The following is a 19,777-nucleotide window of genomic DNA, read 5'->3' on the forward strand; positions in this document are numbered from 1 at the left end:
CGTGGGGCAGGAGACGGATGGGACTGGGGGCGAGCCGGATTTGAGGCTGGGTGGGAACCGGAGTTAAAGGCAGACCTTCATAACCTGGTCAAAATCGGTCTGTCCAGCCAGCACCTTGGCGACACCGTCCATTTTCAGGCTGCGCATCCCCTGGTCGAGAGCGAGATCCCGGATCTCTTCAAGGGGAAGATTGCGCTTGATGGCATGCTTGATCTCCGCGGTTGCGACCAAAACTTCATGCAGGGCAACCCGTCCCCGATACCCCTTGCCGTCACATTTTTCACACCCCTCGGCCAGCATCAGGACGGCATCGGGTGACCATGCGGGAAAGCCATCCGCATGATACCGCTCTTCACCATAGGCGGCGATCAAGTCGGACCAGGTCTCTCGGGACGCAGGCCGGGGCCGGCGACAGTGGCTGCACAGCGCCCGCGCCAGGCGCTGGGCGATTACCCCGAGCACGGCATCGGAAAAGCTGAACGGATCCATCCCCATCTCGATCAGCCGGGTGAGGGTCTCGGGGGCGCTGTTGGTGTGCAGAGTGCTCAGGACGAGGTGCCCGGTCAGGGACGCCTCGATGGCGATTTTGGCGGTCTCCACATCGCGCATCTCGCCGACCATGATGACGTCGGGGTCGGCGCGCAGGAAGGAACGCAGCGCCTCGGCGAAACCAAAACCGATTCGTGGATGGACCGGGACCTGGCGCAAACCGGACTGGGTAATCTCAACCGGGTCCTCGACGGTCCAGATTTTCCGCTCCGGAGTGTTGATCACGGCGAGCGCGGAATGGAGCGTCGTCGTTTTCCCCGAACCGGTCGGCCCGACGCAGAGGATCAGGCCATAGGGTTTGCGCAGAAAATCATGGAAGGCATTGAGATTGCGAGAGGAGAAGCCGAGCTGGTCGAGGGGCAGCGGCTTGGAGGAACTCAGCACCCGCAAGACGGCGTCTTCCTGGCCACCGACGGTGGGGGTGATTTCGACCCGGTATTCGAGGAGTTTGCGCCCGACCCGCAGCAGGATCTTGCCGCTCTGCGGCTTACGGCGCTCGGCGATATCGAGGTTGGACATGATCTTCAGGCGCGCGATGACCGCGCGTTTGAAGACGCCGGCGATTCTGTGAGCCACCAGGCAAGAGCCATCGATGCGGTGCCGAATCCGCAGCGGGGCCGAACCGGGACCGGGCTCGAAGTGGATATCCGATACCCCCTCCTGGTGGGCCTCGATGAGAAGCCGGTTGACGACATTGATCACCTGGGAGTCGCTCTCGCTGACCTCGGAGCCGAACTCCTTCGCCTCATCCTCTTCGAAGGTGGCAATCTCACCGTCGAGTTGCCCGAGGAGCGAATCGACCGAACCCTCGGGGGTGTAATAACGGGTCAGGGCATCGTCGATGGCGGCCGCATAGGCAACCACCAGATCGATGTGGCAACCGGTCGCAAAGCGCAGGCTGTCGGCAATGGTCGTGTCGGTGGGGGCTGAGGTCGCGATCAGCAGCCGGTTGCCGTCCCGCTCCAGGGGCAGGACCTTGAACCGGTAGGCCATGCCGCTGGAGAGGGCGGCAAGGGCCTCCTCCTGCGGCTCGACCGCGCTCAGATCGACCAGGGGGAGCCGGAATTTTGTGGCCAGGGCGACCATCAGCTGTTCCTCGGTAATCAGGCCCCGTTCAATCAGCAGGTCCCCGATCCGCTTGCTCTTCCCCTGTTCCTGGCTGGCAACCGCCTTCTCCACCTGTTCCCGGGTCACCAGTCCGGCCGCAATCAGGATGTCGCCAACCCGCGCATTTTTCGGCAGACTCCCCTCAGCAGGAGGGTGTTGCAGGGTCGCCTCAATGGTCCCCTGGGGGAGGTTGTTCTCCTCGGCGAGAATCTCCCCAACCCGGCGACGCCGCAAGCGATCCTGCTCGGCGAGAGCCGCGTTCATATCGGTTTCCCGCAACACCCCATTTTCCAGCAGTATTTGCCCGACCGGGCGCTGCAGCTGCCGCAGCCGGATGCCGTGGCTGGTGAAAAAAATCGACTGGTAGGGTCCCTGTCCATCTTCGGGAAAACCAAAGAAGCCGGCGGTGAACTTGTCCCGATCCGGAATCTGCACGCGAAAGGTCTCGCCGTTCATGGTGAGAACCTCCTCGTACCCCCCCCCCAGCTCGGCATTGACGATCTTTACCGCCGGCCCACAGAACTTGATGCAGGCCAGCTCGGAGAGACGGAATGTCAGTGCGCGACCCTGCCCCTCGAGGAGAACCTCGACGACCCCCTCGCCCGGCTTGAAGGGTCGTTTCAGCACCCCCTCGACCTCCGCGCGGTCGAGAAAGTTCAAAAATACTCGTTGTTCCATCGCTTGCGCCTCCGGTCGACATAAAATTCATACCAGGCCCGCCACCACAGCGGGAATGATGAAAGAAGGAGCATTACAACTTTTGGCATCTCTTTCCTGCTCCTGCTCTGGTCACGACCCCTGGCGAAATTTTGATCCTCGATTCAGCCTGCAGTAAGCTCCGAGGTGCAGTTGGGGCAGCGACTCGCCTTGATTGGTATGGCGGTGAAACAAAAGGGACAATCCCGGGTGGTCGGCTCAGCCACCGGAGCTTCCTCCTGCCGCTTCATCCTGTTGAGCGAACGGACCAGGAAAAAGACCGCAAAGGCAACGATCACGAAACTGACGACCGCATTGAAAAAGAGACCGAAGTTGATGGTCACGGCACCCGCCTTCTGGGCATCAGCCAGAGTGAGATAAGGGGCGGCCGTAGCCCCTTCCCGGAGCACCACATACAAGTCGGAGAAATCGACATTTCCCAGCAGCAGGCCGATCGGCGGCATGATGACATCGGCGACGAGAGACTTGACGATGGTACCAAAGGCACCGCCGATAATAATCCCGACCGCCATGTCGACGACGTTGCCGCGCATGGCAAACTCTTTGAATTCCTTCACCATGGCCATCCCATTCATCTCCTTCTCAAGGGTGAATCTGATTTCAACCGGGATTCCATGATGGTCACGACTGCACAGTTGCAGTCGCCCGGCATGGAGGAAGTCTACCACTCTGGCGGCAAATGCAAGGGAGGGACGGGTGAGGAGCTACCCTTCCGCCCAGAGCGGTCCCTGGTGCGGAAGCCTAGAACCCCTCGAAAGCGGTCACGGCCCGGCGAAATGGCCCGGGAAGCCGGACCGGGCGCCGGCTCTGGTAATCGAAGGCAACCAGGCTGGTTGTCCCCTCGGCAACGGCGGCACCACCCCGTTCGATGCGGTAGCTCATGATAAAAGACGAGTTGCGCAGTTCGCTGACCCGGACGCCGATTTCAAGCTGTTGGCCGAGAAACATCTCCGCCAGGTAGCGAACCTGTGCCTCGGGAAGGATGATGCCACAGCCGCCAATATCGAGTTCCGAGAAATCGCCGAGATGGCCCAGATAAGCAATGCGTGCATCCTGGAAAAAACTGAGAACCGCGGCGTTGGAGACATGACCACCGTAGTTGATGTCGGCCACCCGAACCGTGTAAGGGATGCTGAAACGAAAATTTTCCATGGCACATACTCCCGGATTTCAATTTCCAGCTGGGACTGTCAAAAAAGCGGCCGCACCAATTCACTTCCTGGCGGGAGGCCGGCTCTCGTTCGCGACGGTTATCGGCTTCGGCGGCAAGGGGAACCAGAGCGTGAAGGTCGTCCCACCTCCGGGTGAACTTTCGACCTCAATGCGGCCGCCATGCTCCGAAACGATATTGTGGCTGATGGAGAGCCCCAGGCCGGTCCCCGCCCCCTTGCTGGTGTAAAAAGGTTCGAAGATCAAGGGGAGACGCTCTGCCGGTATCCCCTCTCCGGAATCAGCAACGGCAATTCGCACCTGATCATCCTGGAGTGCGGCGCTCAGTCGCAGGACCCCTCCCGCCGGCATCGCTTCGATGGCATTGGTCAGGAGGTTGAGGAATGCCTGTTTCAGTTTGTCGCGGTCAAGGGGGAAGGAGGGCAGGTTCTCCGGGATACTCTGCTGCAGGGAGATTCCGGCCTTGCGACATTGCCCTTCGACCAGGAAGAGGGTGTCGGCGAGAACGCCGCCGATTGCATCGTTTTGCAGGCGCAACTTGGGGAGCGCAGCGAATTCGAGCAGTTCATTGACCAGCCCCTCGAGGCGCTCGATTTCACTCAGGGCGCGCCGGATCAGCACCTGGTCGCCACTGCTGCTGATCAGCCGGTCGTGCAGTTCATCGAGCAACAGACTGAGCCCGGTCAGCGGGTTCCGAATTTCGTGGGCGATCCCGGCGGAGAGCCGCCCCAGGGAGGCGAGGCGATCCATGCGCGCCAGGTGATGGCGCATCTCGACCCGCTCGGTGAGATCCTCCACCGTCAGCAGTTGCCCCCCCGCTTCGCCGAAACTGAGCGGCAGCAGGGCAAGGCGGAAGGTGCGCTCCTTGCCATCGCGGCTGGCAATAACGTAATCACTCCAGATCCCGCGCGCCCCTTTGGCCGCCTCTCCTGCACCGAGGGCGCCGAGAAGTTCCGGCCACCCGGCCAGCAGTACCGCGGCCGATTGGGGTGCGGCAAGGACCGGCAGATCGAGAATCTGCCGCGCCGGCCCGTTGGCCGAAGTCACGTTGCCGCCCGCGTCAAGGGTAAAGATTCCCGTTTCGACATTTTCGAAGATCGTCTCCTTGAAGTTGCGTTCGCGGAGAATCTCCTTGCGCGACCGGCGCAGGGCCTGGAGGGTGCGCAGCAGGCGGCCCCGGCGTTCATTGAGTTCGCGGGCCATGGTATTGAAGGAGGCGGCGAGCTGCCCGACTTCATCATGGCCGGAGACCGGCACCTCGGTGGCCAGCTTCCCCCGCGCCATCTTCCGGGTCCCGTCAATCAGCTCCAGGAGCGGTCCGGTAATCCCGCGCGACAATCGCCAGGCAGCGAACAGGACCAGCAACCCGGTGAGGGTGATCATCAGGGAGGAACCGCTGACGAAACGGGTGATTTCGCGCCGGATAACTGCCGAGGTGGCGAGAGCGGTCTTGTGAAACTGGCGCACCTCGGCGCCAATCGTCACGCCGCCAAAGATTCCCCGGTCACCATAACTCCCCCCGCTATACCGAATTGGCGCGTAGGCCATGATCTTCTCCGAGCCACCGACATTGGTGACATCGGCCACCCCCGATTGGCCGTCGAGAACAGCGCTGGCCACGACCGGATAATTGGGATGGACGAAACCGGCGTTGAAGAGATTAAAGGGGATACGCCCGGCCTGGACATCCTCAAAACTGGAGGCAAGGGTATAGGGGGGAACGAGCCGGCCCTGGGAATCCAGCCCGCGGATGTCCCAGAACTTGGGGTGGGCGATCATCCACCCCTCGTCATCAAATAAAAAGGCGTAGTTGCCGCTGTCGTAGGAGGGAAAGACGACGTAGCGTTCCTCCGTCGGCATGATGTGCTGGGTGAACTCCATCAGGTGACGGTGATCGAGAGAGAGCACGACCACCCCCCGCAAGGTGCCGTCCGGGGCGCGCTGCGGCATGGCGAAGCGGACCACTCCCTGGTAGCTCGCCCCCTCCACCGCTTCCTCGGGGCTGGCGGCGTCCCCCAGCTGCGCCTGGCGTCCGACATGCCAGCCGGTGACATGGGACACATAGACCGCACCGGCGGGCAACCGGGCCGCTTCCCTGAAGTAGGTTTCGCTGCGATAGGTCGTATCGGCCGGGTCGGCAACCTTGCGCAACTCCCGGCTCACCACCCCGTCGACAATCCGGAGTCGCTCGAAGCCGTCGGCACCGACAAATGCCAGTTCCCGGTAAAGGGGGATTTCGTCGCGGCATTCCTGCGGGGCCCGATTGGTTCCGCAGCGCTGCCAGATCGCGCGATGATGGTTGGCACTGAAGGCGAGGTAGGAATCGGGCCGGGCGGGGAGGAGTGCCAGGTCGCGCAGGTCCCCTTCGACCCGTTGCAGAAAGTCGCCGACATCGGTTGCAACCATCTCGGCGCGCAGTTGCAAGGCCCGGGCGGCCTGCTGATCGATGGCGGCAGTCGCACTGGCGCGCAGCAGTGACTCCACCAGCCGCAGACTGTGGTTGGAACTGACCAGCAGCAGAATCAGCGGGATCAGCGACAGGGCCCAGAAGGCATAGAGCACCTTGCGGTGCAGGTTCAGACGCGGCATGGACGGGAGTATAGCAGCAGGGCGGGGCTGTCGACCACCCTGTTGGGACAGTCGCTAAAAAATTAGCAGCTCAGGCGGCGGGTCGCGTAGAGCAATTCGCGGGAATTGACCGCCAGCGGGAGCAGCCGCTGGTGCCGGGAGAGTGCTTCTTCGAGGGAAATCCCGTCGTTGATGATGACGTCACGGGGGGTAAAGAAAGTCTTGGCAACATGCGTACCATCCGCCCGCCGAAAGATCAGAATTTCGTAATCGTTTCCGGCAATCGCATGGTGGGTGGTGTGAACCAGAGTTTCCATAATCGTCCCCCCCGGGGGTTCGGCAGGTTTAGCCAAAGTGCCCGGCTGACGGGCGCCAATAAAATATGGATTCTATTTTTGAGCAAAATTCAGGCCAACCAGAAAATCTCCCCAGGTGCAAACGAGAGACGCCCGCAACGGCGGGGCCGTCACGGGCGTCACTGGAAGAACCAGACCAATCCTCTCAAGTTATTTAACCGGTCGGTCGCCGTCTATTTACGGCGACTAAGGACATAGTCGGCCACGGTTTCTAGGGCGTCCCGCTCCTGGCCGGAGGCAAAGGCGGCGAGGTGGGACTTGGCACGGGCAACCATATCGGCGGCACGGCGGCGGGTGTATTCGATCCCCTGGTAGCGCTCGATCAGCGCCGTCACCCGGGTCAGGGCGACATCGTCCAAATCCTCGGCCTCGACTATTACAGCCACTTCCTGGCGCTCGGCAGGGGTACACTGGCGCAGGGCGTGGATCAGCGGCAGGGTCATTTTCCCTTCGGCAAGATCATGCCCCTTGGCCTTGCCGAACTCGTCCTGGTCAGCCACGTAATCGAGGGCATCGTCCATCAACTGGAAGGCAATTCCCAAATCCATGCCATAAGCGGCGAGGGCTTCCTCCTGCTGGGGCTCCAGGTTGCCGAGGATGCCGCCGACGCGACAGGCGGCGGAGATCAGAATGGCCGTTTTGTTCTCGATCACATTCAGGTAACTCGCCTCGTCGATATCGAGGTCACAGGTACTGATCAGCTGCTGGACTTCCCCCTCGGCCATCTGCGTGGTGGCATCGGAGAGTGCCTGGAGGACCGCCAGGCTGCCGCCCCTAACCATGAGCGAGAAGGACTTGGCGAACAGAAAATCACCGACCAGTACCGAGGCCTCGTTCCCCCAGACCGAATTGGCGGAAGCATTGCCGCGCCGCAGCACGGCGCTGTCGACTACGTCGTCATGCAGCAGGGTCGCGGTGTGGATAAACTCGACGACGCTGGCCAGACCGATATGGGCGTCGCCGCGGTAACCGGCCAGGCGCGCACAAAGAAGGAGCAGAATCGGCCGGATCCGTTTGCCGCCGCTGGCCAGGACATATTCCCCAACCTTGCGGATCAGGACCACATCCGAGGTCAGGTCGATCTTGAACTGGGCTTCCACCCGTTGCAGATCGTCTTTCAGTTGGGCCAGTACCTTGTCCATAAGTGTCAAGCCATCTCCGGCAAATAGGAAATTCTCGTCATCCTAAAGAATCGTCGTAACCCTTGTCAAAACTTTTTTCCGGGCTTTGAATGGGCAATTGCAAGCGGAAGCAGGCGCCGGCCCCTTCCCGAGCCTCAGCCTCGAGACTCCCGCCATGCTCTTCGATCAATTTCCTGCAGACCGGCAAACCGAGCCCCGTCCCCTCACCGCTTGGTTTGGTGGAGAAAAAGGGCTCGAAGATTCGTTCCCGCAACTCGGGTGGTATCCCCGGCCCGTCATCGCAAATGCGCAGCACCAGGGCTCCCCCCTCCCGGGCCAGTTCCATGTCGATCATGCCCTGACCACCAAGAGCCTGGGCGGCGTTGATCAACAGATTGACCAGCACCTGGCGCAGACGGTCGGCATCGCCGACCAGCAACGGCAGATCGGGGTCAATGGCAAGGCGACAGTCGATGCCGCGAAAAATCTTCTGGGGCTGCAGCGAGGTCAGGGTCTCGCGCACCAGAAGGGTGAAGTCGAGGGGTTCCCACTGCACCGGGGTGCTGCGGGCCAGTCCGAGCAAACCGCCGGTAATGCGCCGACAGCGCTGACATTCGGCGATGATTGCCAACACGTCCTCGCGCCGCGGGTCGGTCTCCGGCAAGTCTTCCAGCAGCAGCTCGGCATAGCCGAGAATAATGCCGACCGGGTTGTCGATTTCGTGGGAAACTCCTGCCGCCAACTGGCCGATAGTGGCAAGGCGCTCGGCCCGGATCAGGTGTTCCTGGATCGCCTGCAGTTCGGCGTTGGCCCGGATCAGGGCGGCGTGTTTGGCCGTCAATTCGTCCTGGTTGGCGGCCAGGCTCGCCGCCATTTCGTTAAAAGCCCGGGCCAGGGTCGCCAGTTCATCCCGCCCGTTTTCGGCAATCCGCGTTGCCAACTGGCCGCGGGCAACGGCACGGGCGCCGGCGGTCAGGGCCTGGATCGGCCGGGTCACCCGCCGCGCGCCAAGCCCGGTGAGGAGCAGGGAGCAAATCAGGGCAATACCGCCGATGCGCCACGATTGCTGACGCATCTCGAGCAGGCGGCGGTCGACGGAATCGAAGGAGACCAGGTAGCGGATGGTCAGCACCTGGGCCCCGGTCGGCCCGAACGCAGGCTCGGTCAGGTCGAGAAGCCGCTGGCCATCCTCCAGGTGCAGGGTCTGCACCGTCATGCGCGGCACCTTCAAACGCTCGCGGTCCACCGCGATGCTGTCAAGTTTAAGGGGGAGATCGAGGTAATCGGGAAACTGGGGAGACTGGAACAGGAGACGCCCGGCCGGGCTGTAAATCTCGAAGCGCACCAGGTCACGGTTAAAACTGAGGAAGTCATAGACATCCTGAAGCACCACGCTCTCCCGGGGGGGGAAGTCCCCCCGGAAAAGTTTCAGGAGTTCAGGTGTCGCCAGCCGGGCAAAAGAGCTGTTCTGGGTCCGCAGGTGGTCCTCCCACTGGCGGGCCTGTTGCCGTTCCAGGGTCAGAAACGCAATGAGCAGCACCACCACCAGGGTACCGCCCGAATAGAGAAAGAATTTCCGCCCCAGCGTCAATGGCACAGCCCTGCCCCCTTTCCGACCGGGGCAACAGCCACGGTGCTGGCATCATAGTGAAGCGGTGATATAACTGTCAACTACATGCCCCGAACTACATACCCAGGCTACAGAACCCGGGCTGACCTGCGCCCGGAAAACAAAATACGACAACCGGGTTGACATCCAACCGGCACTGAGTAATATAGGACAATTTTTATCTCTTTTACCTTCAGCGGGGGACCCTGCCTGCCCCGCTTCCCGGCCACACCGGGAGGGACCTGCCACGATCTCAAGGAGGCGCCATGGAACAACCCGGCTACAATTACGCCATCGTCCGCAGCTTCGTCAGCTGGAGCATCCTCTGGGGGCTGGTCGCCGTGCTGGTCGGCGTCCTGATCTCCTTCCAGCTGGTCTACCCTGACCTCAACTTCCCGCCCTACCTCACCTACGGCCGCCTGCGCCCGCTGCACACTAATGCCGGCATCTTCGGCTGGGCCATCGGCAGCTTCTTCGCCACCTTCCTCTACATGGTACAGCGTCTCACCCGCCGCCCCTTGTGGAGCAATGGCCTGGCGCGCTTCCAGCTCTGGTTTTTCAACGCTACCATCATCGCCGCCGCCATTACCCTCCTGCTCGGGTTCAACACCTCCAAGGAGTACCACGAGCTGGAGTGGCCGGTGGACGTCATGGTGGTCATCCTCTGGGTGGTCTTCGCCATCAACATCGTCATGACGATCATCAAGCGCCGGGAAGAGCAGATGTACATCTCGCTCTGGTTCATGCTCGCCTCCATCGTTGGCGTTGCCATCCTCTATCTGGTCAATGCAGCGGAGGTTCCGGTCTCTCTCTTCAAGTCCTATTCGGCCTATGCCGGCACCAATGACGCCAACGTCCAGTGGTGGTATGGCCACAACGCGGTGGCGATGGTGCTGACGGCGCCGCCGCTGGCGGTCTTTTACTATTTTCTGCCAAAATCGACCGGGGTGCCGATCTACAGCCACCGCCTCTCCATCGTCGCCTTCTGGTCGCTGATCTTCATGTATCTCTGGACCGGCGCCCACCACCTGCTCTGGACCCCGGTGCCGGACTGGATCCAGACCCTGGCGATGGCCTTCTCGGTAATGTTGATCGCGCCCTCCTGGGGTTCGGTCTTCAACGGCTACCTGTCGATGGGGGGGCAGTGGCACCAGATGCGGGAGAATTACCTGGTCAAGTTCCTGATCCTCGGCATCACCTTCTACGGCCTGCAGACCCTGCAGGGTCCGCTGCAGGCGATACGATCCTTTTCGGCTTTCATTCATTACACTGACTGGGTTCCCGGCCACGTTCACATGGGAGCCCTGGGTTGGGTTTCCCTGGTACTTTTCGCCGCCATCTACTACCTGGTGCCACGCATTTACGGCCGGGAGCTCTACAGCATCCCCTTGGCCAACCTTCACTTCTGGCTGGTTCTGCTCGGTCAGCTCGGCTATTCCGTCTCCATGTGGATCGCCGGAGTGCAGCAGGCCGGCATGTGGCACAGCCTCAATCCCGACGGCAGCCTCGCCTACTCCTTCATGGAAACCCTGATCGAACTCTACCCCTATTGGTGGATTCGGGCGATCAGCGGGGTGATTTACCTTGTCGGCCTCGCCACTTTCATCTACAACCTGTTCATGACGGTTCGCCGCGGCAAGCCCGCCGGCGCAATCGCTCAGAACGCTTGAGAGGGGAGGTCGACGTCATGTGGGAAAAAAAACCGGTCCTCTTTCTGCTGCTGGCTACCCTGACCATTCTGGTTGGCACCATCATCACCATGGTGCTTCCCTTCGCCTGGGTCAATACCGAAGCCGACCGTATCGCCAGCGTCAAACCCTATACCGCCCTGCAGCTGGCCGGCCGCGATGTCTATATCCGCGAGGGATGCAACAACTGCCATACCCAAACGGTACGGCCGCTGGTCGCCGAAGTGTTGCGCTACGGGGACTATTCGAAGTCGGGTGAGTTCGTCTACGACCGTCCCCACCTCTGGGGCTCGCGCCGTACCGGGCCGGACCTGGCCCGCATCGGCGGCAAGTATCCGGACGCCTGGCATTACCAGCACATGGCCGCGCCAACTTCCATGGTGCCCCGTTCCAACATGCCGGCCTACGCCTTTCTCGGCTTAGGGCTGGTCGACCCGGCCTACACCCGAAAAAAGATGGAGGTTTTGGACTTCCCATACCAGGAGGCTGACATTACCGCCCTGCAGGGAAAGAGCGAGATGGATGCCCTCGTCGCTTACCTGCAGAAACTCGGCAGCGACATCCCCTGGCGCCAGGCCGCGCAGACGATCATGGTCGGCGAATTGCAGAACCCCTACCAGAGCGATTCCAGCGTCCTGGAAGCCGGGGGAGCCCTGTTCGCCCAGCACTGTGCCGCCTGCCACGGCGACGACATGACCGGCGGTATCGCTGCTGACATCCACGACCTTGACCTGCCCGATGCCGACCTTTACGAAATCATTTTCAACGGTATCCCCGACGCCGGTATGCCGGGCTTCGCGGCCCTCGGTCCCGACCGGGTCTGGAAGCTCGTCACCTTCGTCAAGTACCACAAGCGCCACTGATGAGATGGGCCTCGCTCCTTTATCTGGGGATCACCTTCGGCCTCTTCCTGGTCTTTGCGGTTATTGTGGTGCGCACCTACAGCCGCAAGCGCAAGGAGACCTTGGAGGAACCGAAAAACCGTATGCTTGATGACGACTGACTTTCGCGGAGGAATTCGCTATGGCCATGCTCGACGACCACGAACACAAACACGCTGTGCACAATTTTGACGGGATCATTGAAAATCGCGTCACCGCGCCGCCCGCCTACTTCTCCGTCCTCTTCTACGGGCTGATTCTCTGGGGTGTCATCTTCTCCGCCTACTACCTGCTCTCCGGCTGGAGTTCTGAGGCCGAGTTCGAGCAGAAGATGGCGACCCACCAACAGCAGGTGGATCAGCAGGGCGGCAAGACTCCTTCAGGATCAGCAGCAGCGGTTGCGGCTAAGCCCGCCGAGCAGAGCCAGGCAGACCAGGTCGCGGCCGGCAAGGAGCTTTTTGCGCAACATTGTGCGGCTTGCCATGGCGCCGCTGCGACCGGCGGTATCGGACCCGACCTGACGGCCAAAACCCTCAAGTTCGGCCGTACCACTGCTGACATCGAGACCTCGATCAGCGGCGGCCGGCCGGGCGGCATGCCGGCCTTCGGCAACCAGCTCTCCAAGGACCAGATCGCCAGCCTGACCGCCTTTATCGAATCGCTTTAAGGAAACCGGCGGGGGAGTTACTCCCCCGCCGGCCTTTTCCCCGCCATGACCAAGTCCACCCCCCATCGCCTCGGCCCCTGGCGCCGAACTTTCCAGTGGTGCACTTCGTTGGTCCTGGTGGTGATTCCGTTTATCCGCAGCGGGGATCAAAGCCTGCTGCGGCTCGATATTCCGACCCTCTCGCTTCAGCTCTTCGGCAGCACCCTCCATCTCGAAGAGCTCTATCTCTTCCTGCTGCTGGCCCTCTCCCTGATCTTCCTCTTCCTGCTGGTGACCCTGGCGTTCGGACGGGCCTGGTGCGGCTGGGCCTGTCCGCAGACGACCCTGAGCGATCTCAGCGAGGGGCTCGCCCGCCGCCTCGGCCTGGAGCTGGAGCAGGGCGGCTTTTCCGGCGCTCCCTGGCGCCGCGGGCTGCTGCACCTGCTCCTCATCCTGCTGGCCTTGCTGGTCGGCGCCAACCTGGTCTGGTATTTCATCTCCCCCTACAGCTTCTTTCCCCGGCTGTTTACCCTATCGCTCCCCCTTGGCGCAGTGATTTCCCTTTTGGGCACGGCCCTGATCGTCTACCTCGACCTGGTCTGGCTGCGACGGCTCTTTTGTCAGGAGTTTTGCCCTTACGGCCGTTTCCAGACCGTCCTGGTCGATTCCGGTACCCTGACCCTGCGTTATCACCCCGACCACGCCGACCGCTGTATCCAGTGTGGCGCCTGTGTCCGGGCCTGCCCGATGAAGATCGACATTCGCCGCGGCTATCAGGTAGAATGCATCAACTGCGGTCGCTGTCTCGATGCCTGCCGGGAGGTCATGGCCCGTCGCGGCCAGAGTGGAATCATCCGTTATACCTTCGGAGTCGATGGCAATGGCTTCGCTGCCCTCCTCAATCTGCGCATGCTGCTGGTCGGCGCTGCCTTCATCCTCCTCTCCGCGGTGCTGGTCGTCGCGACCCTCAACCGGCCGCTGGCGACTCTCAAACTGGCGCGCGCGGGAAATATCGCACCCCGCGCGCTGGAGGATGGAAGGGTGGCCACCATGTTCACCACCGTCATCGCCAACCGCGGTGCCGCTCCCTTGTCGCTGACCCTCTCTGCCCATGACGACAAGGGGCACACCCTGGAGTTGCGGGGTCCGACTGAGCAACTGCAGGTGCAGCCGAATGAACGGCGCCAACTCAGCATTCTGCTTCTCGCCCCCGCCGCCCCGCAGCGGCAGGCAGTCGATTTCAGGCTGAGCAACAGCCAGGGAGAACCCCTTGCCAGCAGTCGGGCCTACCTCGATCCGTTACCCGGGAGTCATTAATGAAACAAGTCATCCGCCGTCGCCATTGGCAGCCCCTGCTGACGATTCTCATCGTCCTTTTCCTCGCTCTGACCGCCTGGGCCATCGACCAGGCCCGGCAGAAGGGGAGCGCGGTCAGCGACCAGGATTATTATCGCCACGGCCTCGCCTACAATGAAAACGCAGGGGGCTCTGAGGCTGGTGCAACAGGCAGCTGGTCGCTTACTTTCCAGCTTGACGGCACCCTCCTGGAGATCCGCCTGCAGGCCGCTGACGGCAGCAGCGTCAGCGGCGCCAAGGGCGAAATCGTCCTGCTCGGATCCCGTCCCGGCGCCATGAAACGCTTCGACCTGTTCCTTACCGAAGGGGACCCCGGCCAATACCTGGTGCGCCTCCCCGAAGGTCTGGATGGACAGGTCATGGCCCAGCTCACCCTGGAGAAGGGGAGCACCAGCCTGCACCGCAGCCTGTTACTGAACTTCTGAGACGCGGGCCCCGCTTCCGCCCCGCTCCGAGCCAATCCCGATGATGACTCCTTCTGACCAGTGCGCCCATTGCGGCCTGCCGATTCCGCCCGGGGAGCGCATCAGCGAAACCCTGCCCGATCGCCGGCTCGATTTCTGCTGCCAGGGGTGTCACGGCGCCTTCCGGATTATCAACGGCGCCGGCCTCGATCGTTTCTACCGTGAACGGCATTGGGAGGAGAGCGGTCTGCCGACCGGGGCCTATCGCGGCCGCTTCGATCCGGCCACCCTGGCCAACGAGGTTCGCATGACCCCGGACGGCGCCGAACTAACCTTTCTGGTCGAGGGGGTACGCTGCGCCACCTGTGTCTGGCTCAACGAGAAGATTCTCTCCCGCCTTTCCGGAGTGCTCGATGCCCGGCTCAACTATGCAAGCCATCGGGCGCGGGTCCGTTTTGACCCGGCCAGGACCACTCCCGTAGCGATTTTCGAAACCGTCAGCAGCCTCGGCTACCTCCCCCGCCTCGACAGCCATGACAGCCAAACGCAGCTTCGTCTGCAGGAACGCCGCCGACTGCTGATCCGTTTTACCACCGCGGCCTTTCTCTCTCTGCAACTGATGGGATTTTCGATCGCGCTATATGCCGGTTATTTCCAGGGCATGGCCCCCGGCATCCGAAGTCTGGTGCAGTGGCTTGCCGCCATCGTCACCACCCCGGTCATCTTCTTTTCCGGGTCATCCTTTCTTACCGGAGCCTGGCGCAGCCTGCGCAACCGCACCCCGGACATGGAGCTGCTCATCGCCCTCGGCGTTCTGGCGGCTTATGGCTACAGCATGGTGGCACTGCTGCGGGGAGGCGAAGTCTATTTCGATACGGCGGCGATGATCGTGACCCTGGTCCTGCTCGGCCGCTTGCTCGAAAATGGTGCACGCCAGCGGGCGGCGGAAGGAATCGAACGCCTGCAGGCCCTCGCCCCGGATACTGCCTGCCGCATTGCCGACAATATTGAAGAGCTGGTCGACAGTGCGCTGCTTCGCCCCGGCGACCTGATTCTGGTGCGCCCCGGCGAACGGGTCCCGGTCGATGCCGCAGTGGTCTCCGGCAGTACCGAAGTCGACGAGGCCGTGGTCAGCGGCGAACCCTTGCCGGTCCTGCGCGGGCCCGGCGACCCGCTTCTCTCCGGCAGCCTCAATCTGAGTACGGCCGTGACCCTGCGGGTGACCCGGGCCGCCAGCGAATCTTTCCTCGCCCGGATCGCGGCCCTGGTCGAAGAAGCCCTCGCCCGCAAAGCTCCGGTACAACGGCTCGCGGATAGCATCGCCGGCATTTTTGTACCGATCGTCATTCTCCTCGCCATTGGCACCGCCGCCTTCTGGTTCGCCAGGGGTGCCGGCAGCGCAACCGCACTCCTCCACGCCGTGGCCGTCCTGGTCGTCGCCTGCCCCTGTGCCCTCGGCCTCGCCACGCCGACCGCGGTCATGGTGGCAACGGGGGCTGCCGCCCGCCGCGGCATTTTCTTTCGCGGCGGCGATGTTCTCGAGAAGGTCGGCCGGTTGCAGTTGGTCGCCTTCGACAAGACCGGGACCCTGACCATCGGCCAGCCAACGGTCAGCTCCCTGAACCCGGCGAGCGGGGTCAGCGAAGAGGAGCTACTTCGCTGCGCCGCGGTCGTCGAGGGGGGCTCCGGTCATCCCCTCGCCCGGGGGATTCGCAGTGAAACCGCGCGGCGGGGCTGGCCGGTCACCAGGATCGGCAGCGGCGCGCGGACCCTCCCCGGGGCGGGCGTCAGCCTCGACCTTGCGGGGGAGCGCCTCCTGGTCGGCACCCGCGAATTTCTTTCCGGCCAGGGGATTCCGGTCTCCGCGCCTGGCGCCGGGACCCCCTTGACCGAGGTCCATGTCAGCCAGGGCAATCGCTATCTCGGCATGATCCGCCTCGAAGATCCGCTACGCACCGAGGCCGCGGCGGCCCTTGCCGCCCTCCATGGCCAGGGCGTGACAACCGCCATCTTGAGCGGTGACCGGCCGGCGGCCGTCGCCAAGGTCGCCGACCGTCTCGGCATCAGCCACGCCTGTGACAGCCTCACTCCGGCCGGCAAGGGCACCTGGATTGAAGATCGCCGCCGTTCCGGCCAGCGGGTGATGATGGTCGGCGATGGCATCAACGATGCGCCGGCCCTGGCGGCCGCCGATGTCGGTTGCGCCCTCGCCGGCGGCACCGACATTGCCATCGAAACCTCGGATCTGGTCCTGACCCGTCCCGACCTGCGGCGCCTGGTCGAGGCGATCACCCTCGGCCGCCGCACGCTGCGGGTCATCCACCAGAATCTTTTCTGGGCCTTCATCTACAACCTGGCGGCCTTGGCCCTCGCTGCCAGCGGCAGGCTGGCACCGATTCACGCTGCTGCGGCCATGGCGCTCAGCTCGTTGTGTGTGATCGGCAATTCCCTGCGCCTGGCGCGCAGTTCGATTGCGGAGGAGCGCGGATGTTGACCTCCGTCGTGATGTTGATTATCCTTTCCCTTTTCCTCGCTACCGGGGTCTGGCTGGTCTTTCTCTGGGCGGTCCGCAAGGGGGAATTCGACGATGCCGAAAGGCCCAAGTACCGTATGCTCGATGAAGATGAACCTGCTCCGCCGATCGAGGAGATTGAGAATGGCCCGAAACAATAGACCTGCCCCCTACCGCCCGCTGCTTGTTGTCACCACTCTCATCCTCGCCTTGCTCCTCCCGGGGTGGGCCATGGCTGCCAGCACCCGCATTGCCGCCTCTGGCCAGGCCGGCTACCGCGGCCTGCTCGAATTTGCCGCGTCACCGCTGCAGACGATGCGGCCGACGGCCTTCACCCTCACCCTGCAGGATCCCACCGGCCTGGAGACGACCGCACCGGACGCCAGTTGCTCCCTGGTCATGCCGGCCATGGCCATGCCCGAGAACCGGCCGCGGGTGACCCGCTCTGGCGGCCATTTTGCCGGGGAAGCCATCTTCACCATGGCCGGGGCCTGGCAGATGCTGGTCACCCTGCGCCGTGACGGCACCGAGGTTGATCATCTCACCTTCGACATTGAGCGGGTCCTCCTTCAGTGATCGACCCGCTCTACAGCATGGCCCTGATGACCGGGCTGCTCGGCACCGGCCATTGTCTCGGCATGTGCGGCGGGCTGGTTGCCGCCCTCGGCCTGGCCGGCGAAGGCAGACCGCGCGGCCCTCTGTTTCATCTTGCCTACAACCTCGGCCGCATCACGACCTATACCCTGATCGGCCTGACCGTCGGCTGGCTCGGCTCGGCGATTGCCTACACCGACGCCTTCAGCCTCTGGAGCCGGATCATCCTAGTCGCTTCGGACCTCTTTATCATCACCCTCGGTCTCGGCACTGCCGGGCTCCTGGCCCGCATCAACCTCAATCGCCTCGAGTGCGCCCCCCTCCTCCCGGCGCTGACCCGTGGCGCGACACGCCTGGGCGCTTCGAAGACATCCCTGGTCGGGCTCCCCCTTGGCCTTTTGATGGGGTTCCTCCCCTGCGGTTTCCTTTATGCCCTGGCGATCACGGCGGCGCAGAGTGCCGACCCCTGGAAGGGAGCGCTGATGCTTGGTGCCTTCGGCGCGGGAACGCTGCCGGGCCTGCTATTTTTCGGTAGCGGCGCCCATTGGCTCGGGCAGAGGATGCGGCAGGGAATGATGCGTGCGGCAGGAATGATGGTGGCACTGATGGGTATTTACAATCTGTTCCGGCATGGCCAGCTCCTCGGCTGGTGGTGACCGGTGCGGCCCCGGCAAGACCTCATTTGCCCGGGTGTTCGGGGATAAAGACTCTCTTGCCCGGGTCCCAGCGGTAACCTTCGGCATCCCAGATATCTTCCAGCTGGTTCCAGTCGAGATGGACCCCTTTCATCTCGTCAAAGGTGTCGGAGGCGGTGAGCATTTCACTGTCATCGACCCGGCCATCCCCGTTGAGATCGGCCCAGAGATAGGGGCCAACCTTGATATTATTTTCCCCCAGAAGGGCCGTCGGCGCATTGTTCCCGTTCGGGTTGGCCACGATTTCACCGCTGAAGGACCCCGTTGATCCCAAGGGAGCATCGGTGGCAGCGCGCACCAGATAGGCAATCAGGGGACGGGTTTCATCCGGCTTGACAATCCAGCGTGCGGTCCCTTCTTCATTATTGAGACTCGAAGGGGGCGGGTTCGCCTCGATCAATTGCCACCCCGGCGGGAAGTGTTCGCGCAGGATAAACCCCTTGGTCTCCGGTCCGGCTTCGAGCCGGACCCGCACCGGGACAATCCCCCCGGGCGCGGCAAACTCGGGCAGAACCCGCTTCGCAATCAGGACCAGGCCCGGACTCTCCTGCCGCTGGTAATAGCCGAATAGTGCCGCCAAAACCACGACCACGCCGAGCAGCGGCAGGTACCTGATCAATGCGGGGGTGGTCTCTTCTGCGGCCTCCGCAACCGCGGCCATCTCTTCGATGGCCGGCTGCAACAGCTCATCGACCTCGACTTCGAGGGCAACGGCCAGGTTCAGGGCATTCTCCCGCTTGATGGACGGGTAGCGATTATTCTCCCAGCGTGAAATCGTATCGGTGGTGACACCAACGACCTTGGCCACGTAGAGCTGGGTCAATTTTTTCTCTTCCCGAATGCGGCGCACGGCGCTGCTGTCAAGGCAGACCGTTGGCGGCAGGATTTTATTTGCCATGCATTCACCTCACAGAGTCGCGCCGAGTCTAGCAAAGCGGCGATAGCCTGTAAACCCTAAACATCGACCCGACTTCATCCTTGGAGCTGACCCGACATTCCATATTCCAACCCATTGATTTCACATGATCAAAACCCGACATCGGGGTGTACGGCGATCGATGTCTAATGCATTGTCGGGAAAAACCTCTTATACTTGTAGCCAACTTAGCCAGGCGGAATAGTGGTTAGCGCCCGCCTGCCCCATCAACCCGGAAACTGGAGGAAATCAACATGAAACGTCTCATCGTCACCCTGCTCGTCGCCGCTTTCATCGCCGCCGGCTCCCTCGCCTTCGCCGACAACGGCCCGGCCGAAATGAAACTGCCGGCCAAAATGGGCGAAGTCACCTTCAACCATGCCGGCCATCAGGCCAAAGTTGGCGACTGCAAAGTTTGCCACGAAGCCGGCCCCGGCAAGATCGAAGGTTTCGGCAAGGACTGGGCTCACAAGCACTGCAAGGACTGCCACAAGGAAAAAGGCGGCCCGACCGGCTGCAAAGACTGCCACAAGAAATAAGTTACCGTTCCACCTGCTCGCCCAGAAGGGGGTCGCTGTCCGCAGCGACCCCCTTCTTTTTGTCACCCTTTCCCGCCACGAATAATATTTTTCCTTTTCTTCCCCATCCCCCCTTTTTTCATCCCGCAGTTGAACAGTTAACCGATCAATTTCATTGTATTTTTTTTCCGAAAAATATTTCCGTTGACAGGTCGTTCCGATGAGGAGTATACGCATTTCTAACGGTGTCACGTTCCGGTCCAGGACGCGCACGACGATCAAGCGTAAAAAGCAACCCCTTTTTATGGCCTAACGCCTCCGGGCACCCTGGACCGAGTGAACAGACCCGCCTCTCCTTCTGGAGAATTAC

The 19,777-nt window shown here is 62.4% G+C and carries 19 protein-coding genes; 11 read left to right on the forward strand and 8 right to left on the reverse strand.

The features are described 5' to 3' along the window. Positions 1 to 63: 63 nt before the first annotated feature. The 7 genes from DBW_RS11520 to DBW_RS11550 all read right to left on the reverse strand — a co-directional run bounded on the left by DBW_RS11520 (position 64) and on the right by DBW_RS11550 (position 9,185). A complete protein-coding gene (locus tag DBW_RS11520; protein WP_066727665.1) occupies positions 64 to 2,334 on the reverse strand; it encodes a GspE/PulE family protein in 2,271 nt (756 codons plus the stop codon). A 143-nt stretch (positions 2,335 to 2,477) separates the two neighbouring features. After that, positions 2,478 to 2,933 (reverse strand): large-conductance mechanosensitive channel protein MscL, encoded by a 456-nt coding sequence (gene mscL / locus DBW_RS11525; RefSeq protein ID WP_066729833.1) that lies wholly within the window; start codon positions 2,931 to 2,933, stop codon positions 2,478 to 2,480. A gap of 181 nt (positions 2,934 to 3,114) precedes the next feature. Further along, entirely contained in the window at positions 3,115 to 3,525 is a 411-nt protein-coding gene (locus DBW_RS11530; RefSeq protein WP_066727666.1) for an acyl-CoA thioesterase, read from the reverse strand. Positions 3,526 to 3,585: 60 nt separating this feature from the next. After that, complete coding sequence (locus DBW_RS11535; protein ID WP_066727667.1) at positions 3,586 to 6,132, reverse strand: PAS domain-containing sensor histidine kinase; 2,547 nt, start codon at positions 6,130 to 6,132, stop codon at positions 3,586 to 3,588. A gap of 62 nt (positions 6,133 to 6,194) precedes the next feature. Continuing rightward, on the reverse strand, positions 6,195 to 6,428 hold the full coding sequence (locus DBW_RS11540) for a hypothetical protein (protein WP_066727668.1): 234 nt from the start codon (positions 6,426 to 6,428) through the stop codon (positions 6,195 to 6,197). Positions 6,429 to 6,640: 212 nt separating this feature from the next. Next, complete coding sequence (locus tag DBW_RS11545) at positions 6,641 to 7,609, reverse strand: polyprenyl synthetase family protein (protein WP_066727669.1); 969 nt, start codon at positions 7,607 to 7,609, stop codon at positions 6,641 to 6,643. Positions 7,610 to 7,646: 37 nt separating this feature from the next. Beyond that, on the reverse strand, positions 7,647 to 9,185 hold the full coding sequence (locus tag DBW_RS11550; RefSeq protein WP_157471878.1) for a sensor histidine kinase: 1,539 nt from the start codon (positions 9,183 to 9,185) through the stop codon (positions 7,647 to 7,649). A gap of 278 nt (positions 9,186 to 9,463) precedes the next feature. Here DBW_RS11550 and DBW_RS11555 point away from each other — a divergent pair, with 278 nt between their 5' ends. Genes DBW_RS11555 through DBW_RS11595 form a run of 10 tightly spaced genes read left to right on the forward strand, consistent with a single transcriptional unit; the run spans position 9,464 to position 17,934 of the window. After that, a complete protein-coding gene (locus tag DBW_RS11555) occupies positions 9,464 to 10,867 on the forward strand; it encodes a cbb3-type cytochrome c oxidase subunit I (protein WP_066727671.1) in 1,404 nt (467 codons plus the stop codon). 17 nt (positions 10,868 to 10,884) lie between these two features. After that, the gene (locus DBW_RS11560) at positions 10,885 to 11,748 is read left to right on the forward strand and encodes a cbb3-type cytochrome c oxidase subunit II (RefSeq protein WP_066727672.1); all 864 of its coding nucleotides are present in this window, start codon (positions 10,885 to 10,887) and stop codon (positions 11,746 to 11,748) included. Continuing rightward, on the forward strand, positions 11,748 to 11,888 hold the full coding sequence (locus DBW_RS18185) for a cbb3-type cytochrome c oxidase subunit 3 (protein ID WP_082820321.1): 141 nt from the start codon (positions 11,748 to 11,750) through the stop codon (positions 11,886 to 11,888). Before DBW_RS11560 ends, DBW_RS18185 begins: the two co-directional genes overlap by 1 nt. A gap of 20 nt (positions 11,889 to 11,908) precedes the next feature. After that, positions 11,909 to 12,433, forward strand: coding sequence for a c-type cytochrome (locus tag DBW_RS18800; protein WP_197463637.1), 525 nt, complete (start codon positions 11,909 to 11,911; stop codon positions 12,431 to 12,433). A 45-nt stretch (positions 12,434 to 12,478) separates the two neighbouring features. After that, the gene (locus tag DBW_RS11570; RefSeq protein ID WP_066727673.1) at positions 12,479 to 13,729 is read left to right on the forward strand and encodes a 4Fe-4S dicluster domain-containing protein; all 1,251 of its coding nucleotides are present in this window, start codon (positions 12,479 to 12,481) and stop codon (positions 13,727 to 13,729) included. Next, a complete protein-coding gene (locus DBW_RS11575) occupies positions 13,729 to 14,193 on the forward strand; it encodes a FixH family protein (protein ID WP_066727674.1) in 465 nt (154 codons plus the stop codon). The genes DBW_RS11570 and DBW_RS11575 overlap by 1 nt, the downstream gene beginning before the upstream one ends. A gap of 40 nt (positions 14,194 to 14,233) precedes the next feature. Beyond that, entirely contained in the window at positions 14,234 to 16,666 is a 2,433-nt protein-coding gene (locus tag DBW_RS11580; protein ID WP_066727675.1) for a heavy metal translocating P-type ATPase, read from the forward strand. Further along, on the forward strand, positions 16,660 to 16,845 hold the full coding sequence (gene ccoS / locus DBW_RS11585; protein WP_066727676.1) for a cbb3-type cytochrome oxidase assembly protein CcoS: 186 nt from the start codon (positions 16,660 to 16,662) through the stop codon (positions 16,843 to 16,845). Before DBW_RS11580 ends, ccoS begins: the two co-directional genes overlap by 7 nt. Then, positions 16,829 to 17,260 (forward strand): hypothetical protein, encoded by a 432-nt coding sequence (locus tag DBW_RS11590; RefSeq protein WP_066727677.1) that lies wholly within the window; start codon positions 16,829 to 16,831, stop codon positions 17,258 to 17,260. Before ccoS ends, DBW_RS11590 begins: the two co-directional genes overlap by 17 nt. Further along, positions 17,257 to 17,934: a sulfite exporter TauE/SafE family protein gene (locus tag DBW_RS11595; protein WP_066727678.1), complete on the forward strand. Its 678-nt coding sequence runs from the start codon at positions 17,257 to 17,259 to the stop codon at positions 17,932 to 17,934. The genes DBW_RS11590 and DBW_RS11595 overlap by 4 nt, the downstream gene beginning before the upstream one ends. Before the next feature lie 22 nt (positions 17,935 to 17,956). On the opposite strand, the gene DBW_RS11600 is transcribed toward DBW_RS11595, so the two are convergent. Next, on the reverse strand, positions 17,957 to 18,871 hold the full coding sequence (locus tag DBW_RS11600; RefSeq protein ID WP_066727679.1) for a helix-turn-helix transcriptional regulator: 915 nt from the start codon (positions 18,869 to 18,871) through the stop codon (positions 17,957 to 17,959). 272 nt (positions 18,872 to 19,143) lie between these two features. On the opposite strand from DBW_RS11600, the gene DBW_RS11605 reads away from it, so the two are divergent. Then, positions 19,144 to 19,428 (forward strand): cytochrome c3 family protein, encoded by a 285-nt coding sequence (locus DBW_RS11605; RefSeq protein WP_066727680.1) that lies wholly within the window; start codon positions 19,144 to 19,146, stop codon positions 19,426 to 19,428. Positions 19,429 to 19,777: the final 349 nt, after the last annotated feature.

Origin of the sequence: Desulfuromonas sp. DDH964 (assembly GCF_001611275.1) — a bacterium.
In the GTDB taxonomy this organism is placed as follows: Bacteria; Desulfobacterota; Desulfuromonadia; order Desulfuromonadales; family DDH964; genus DDH964.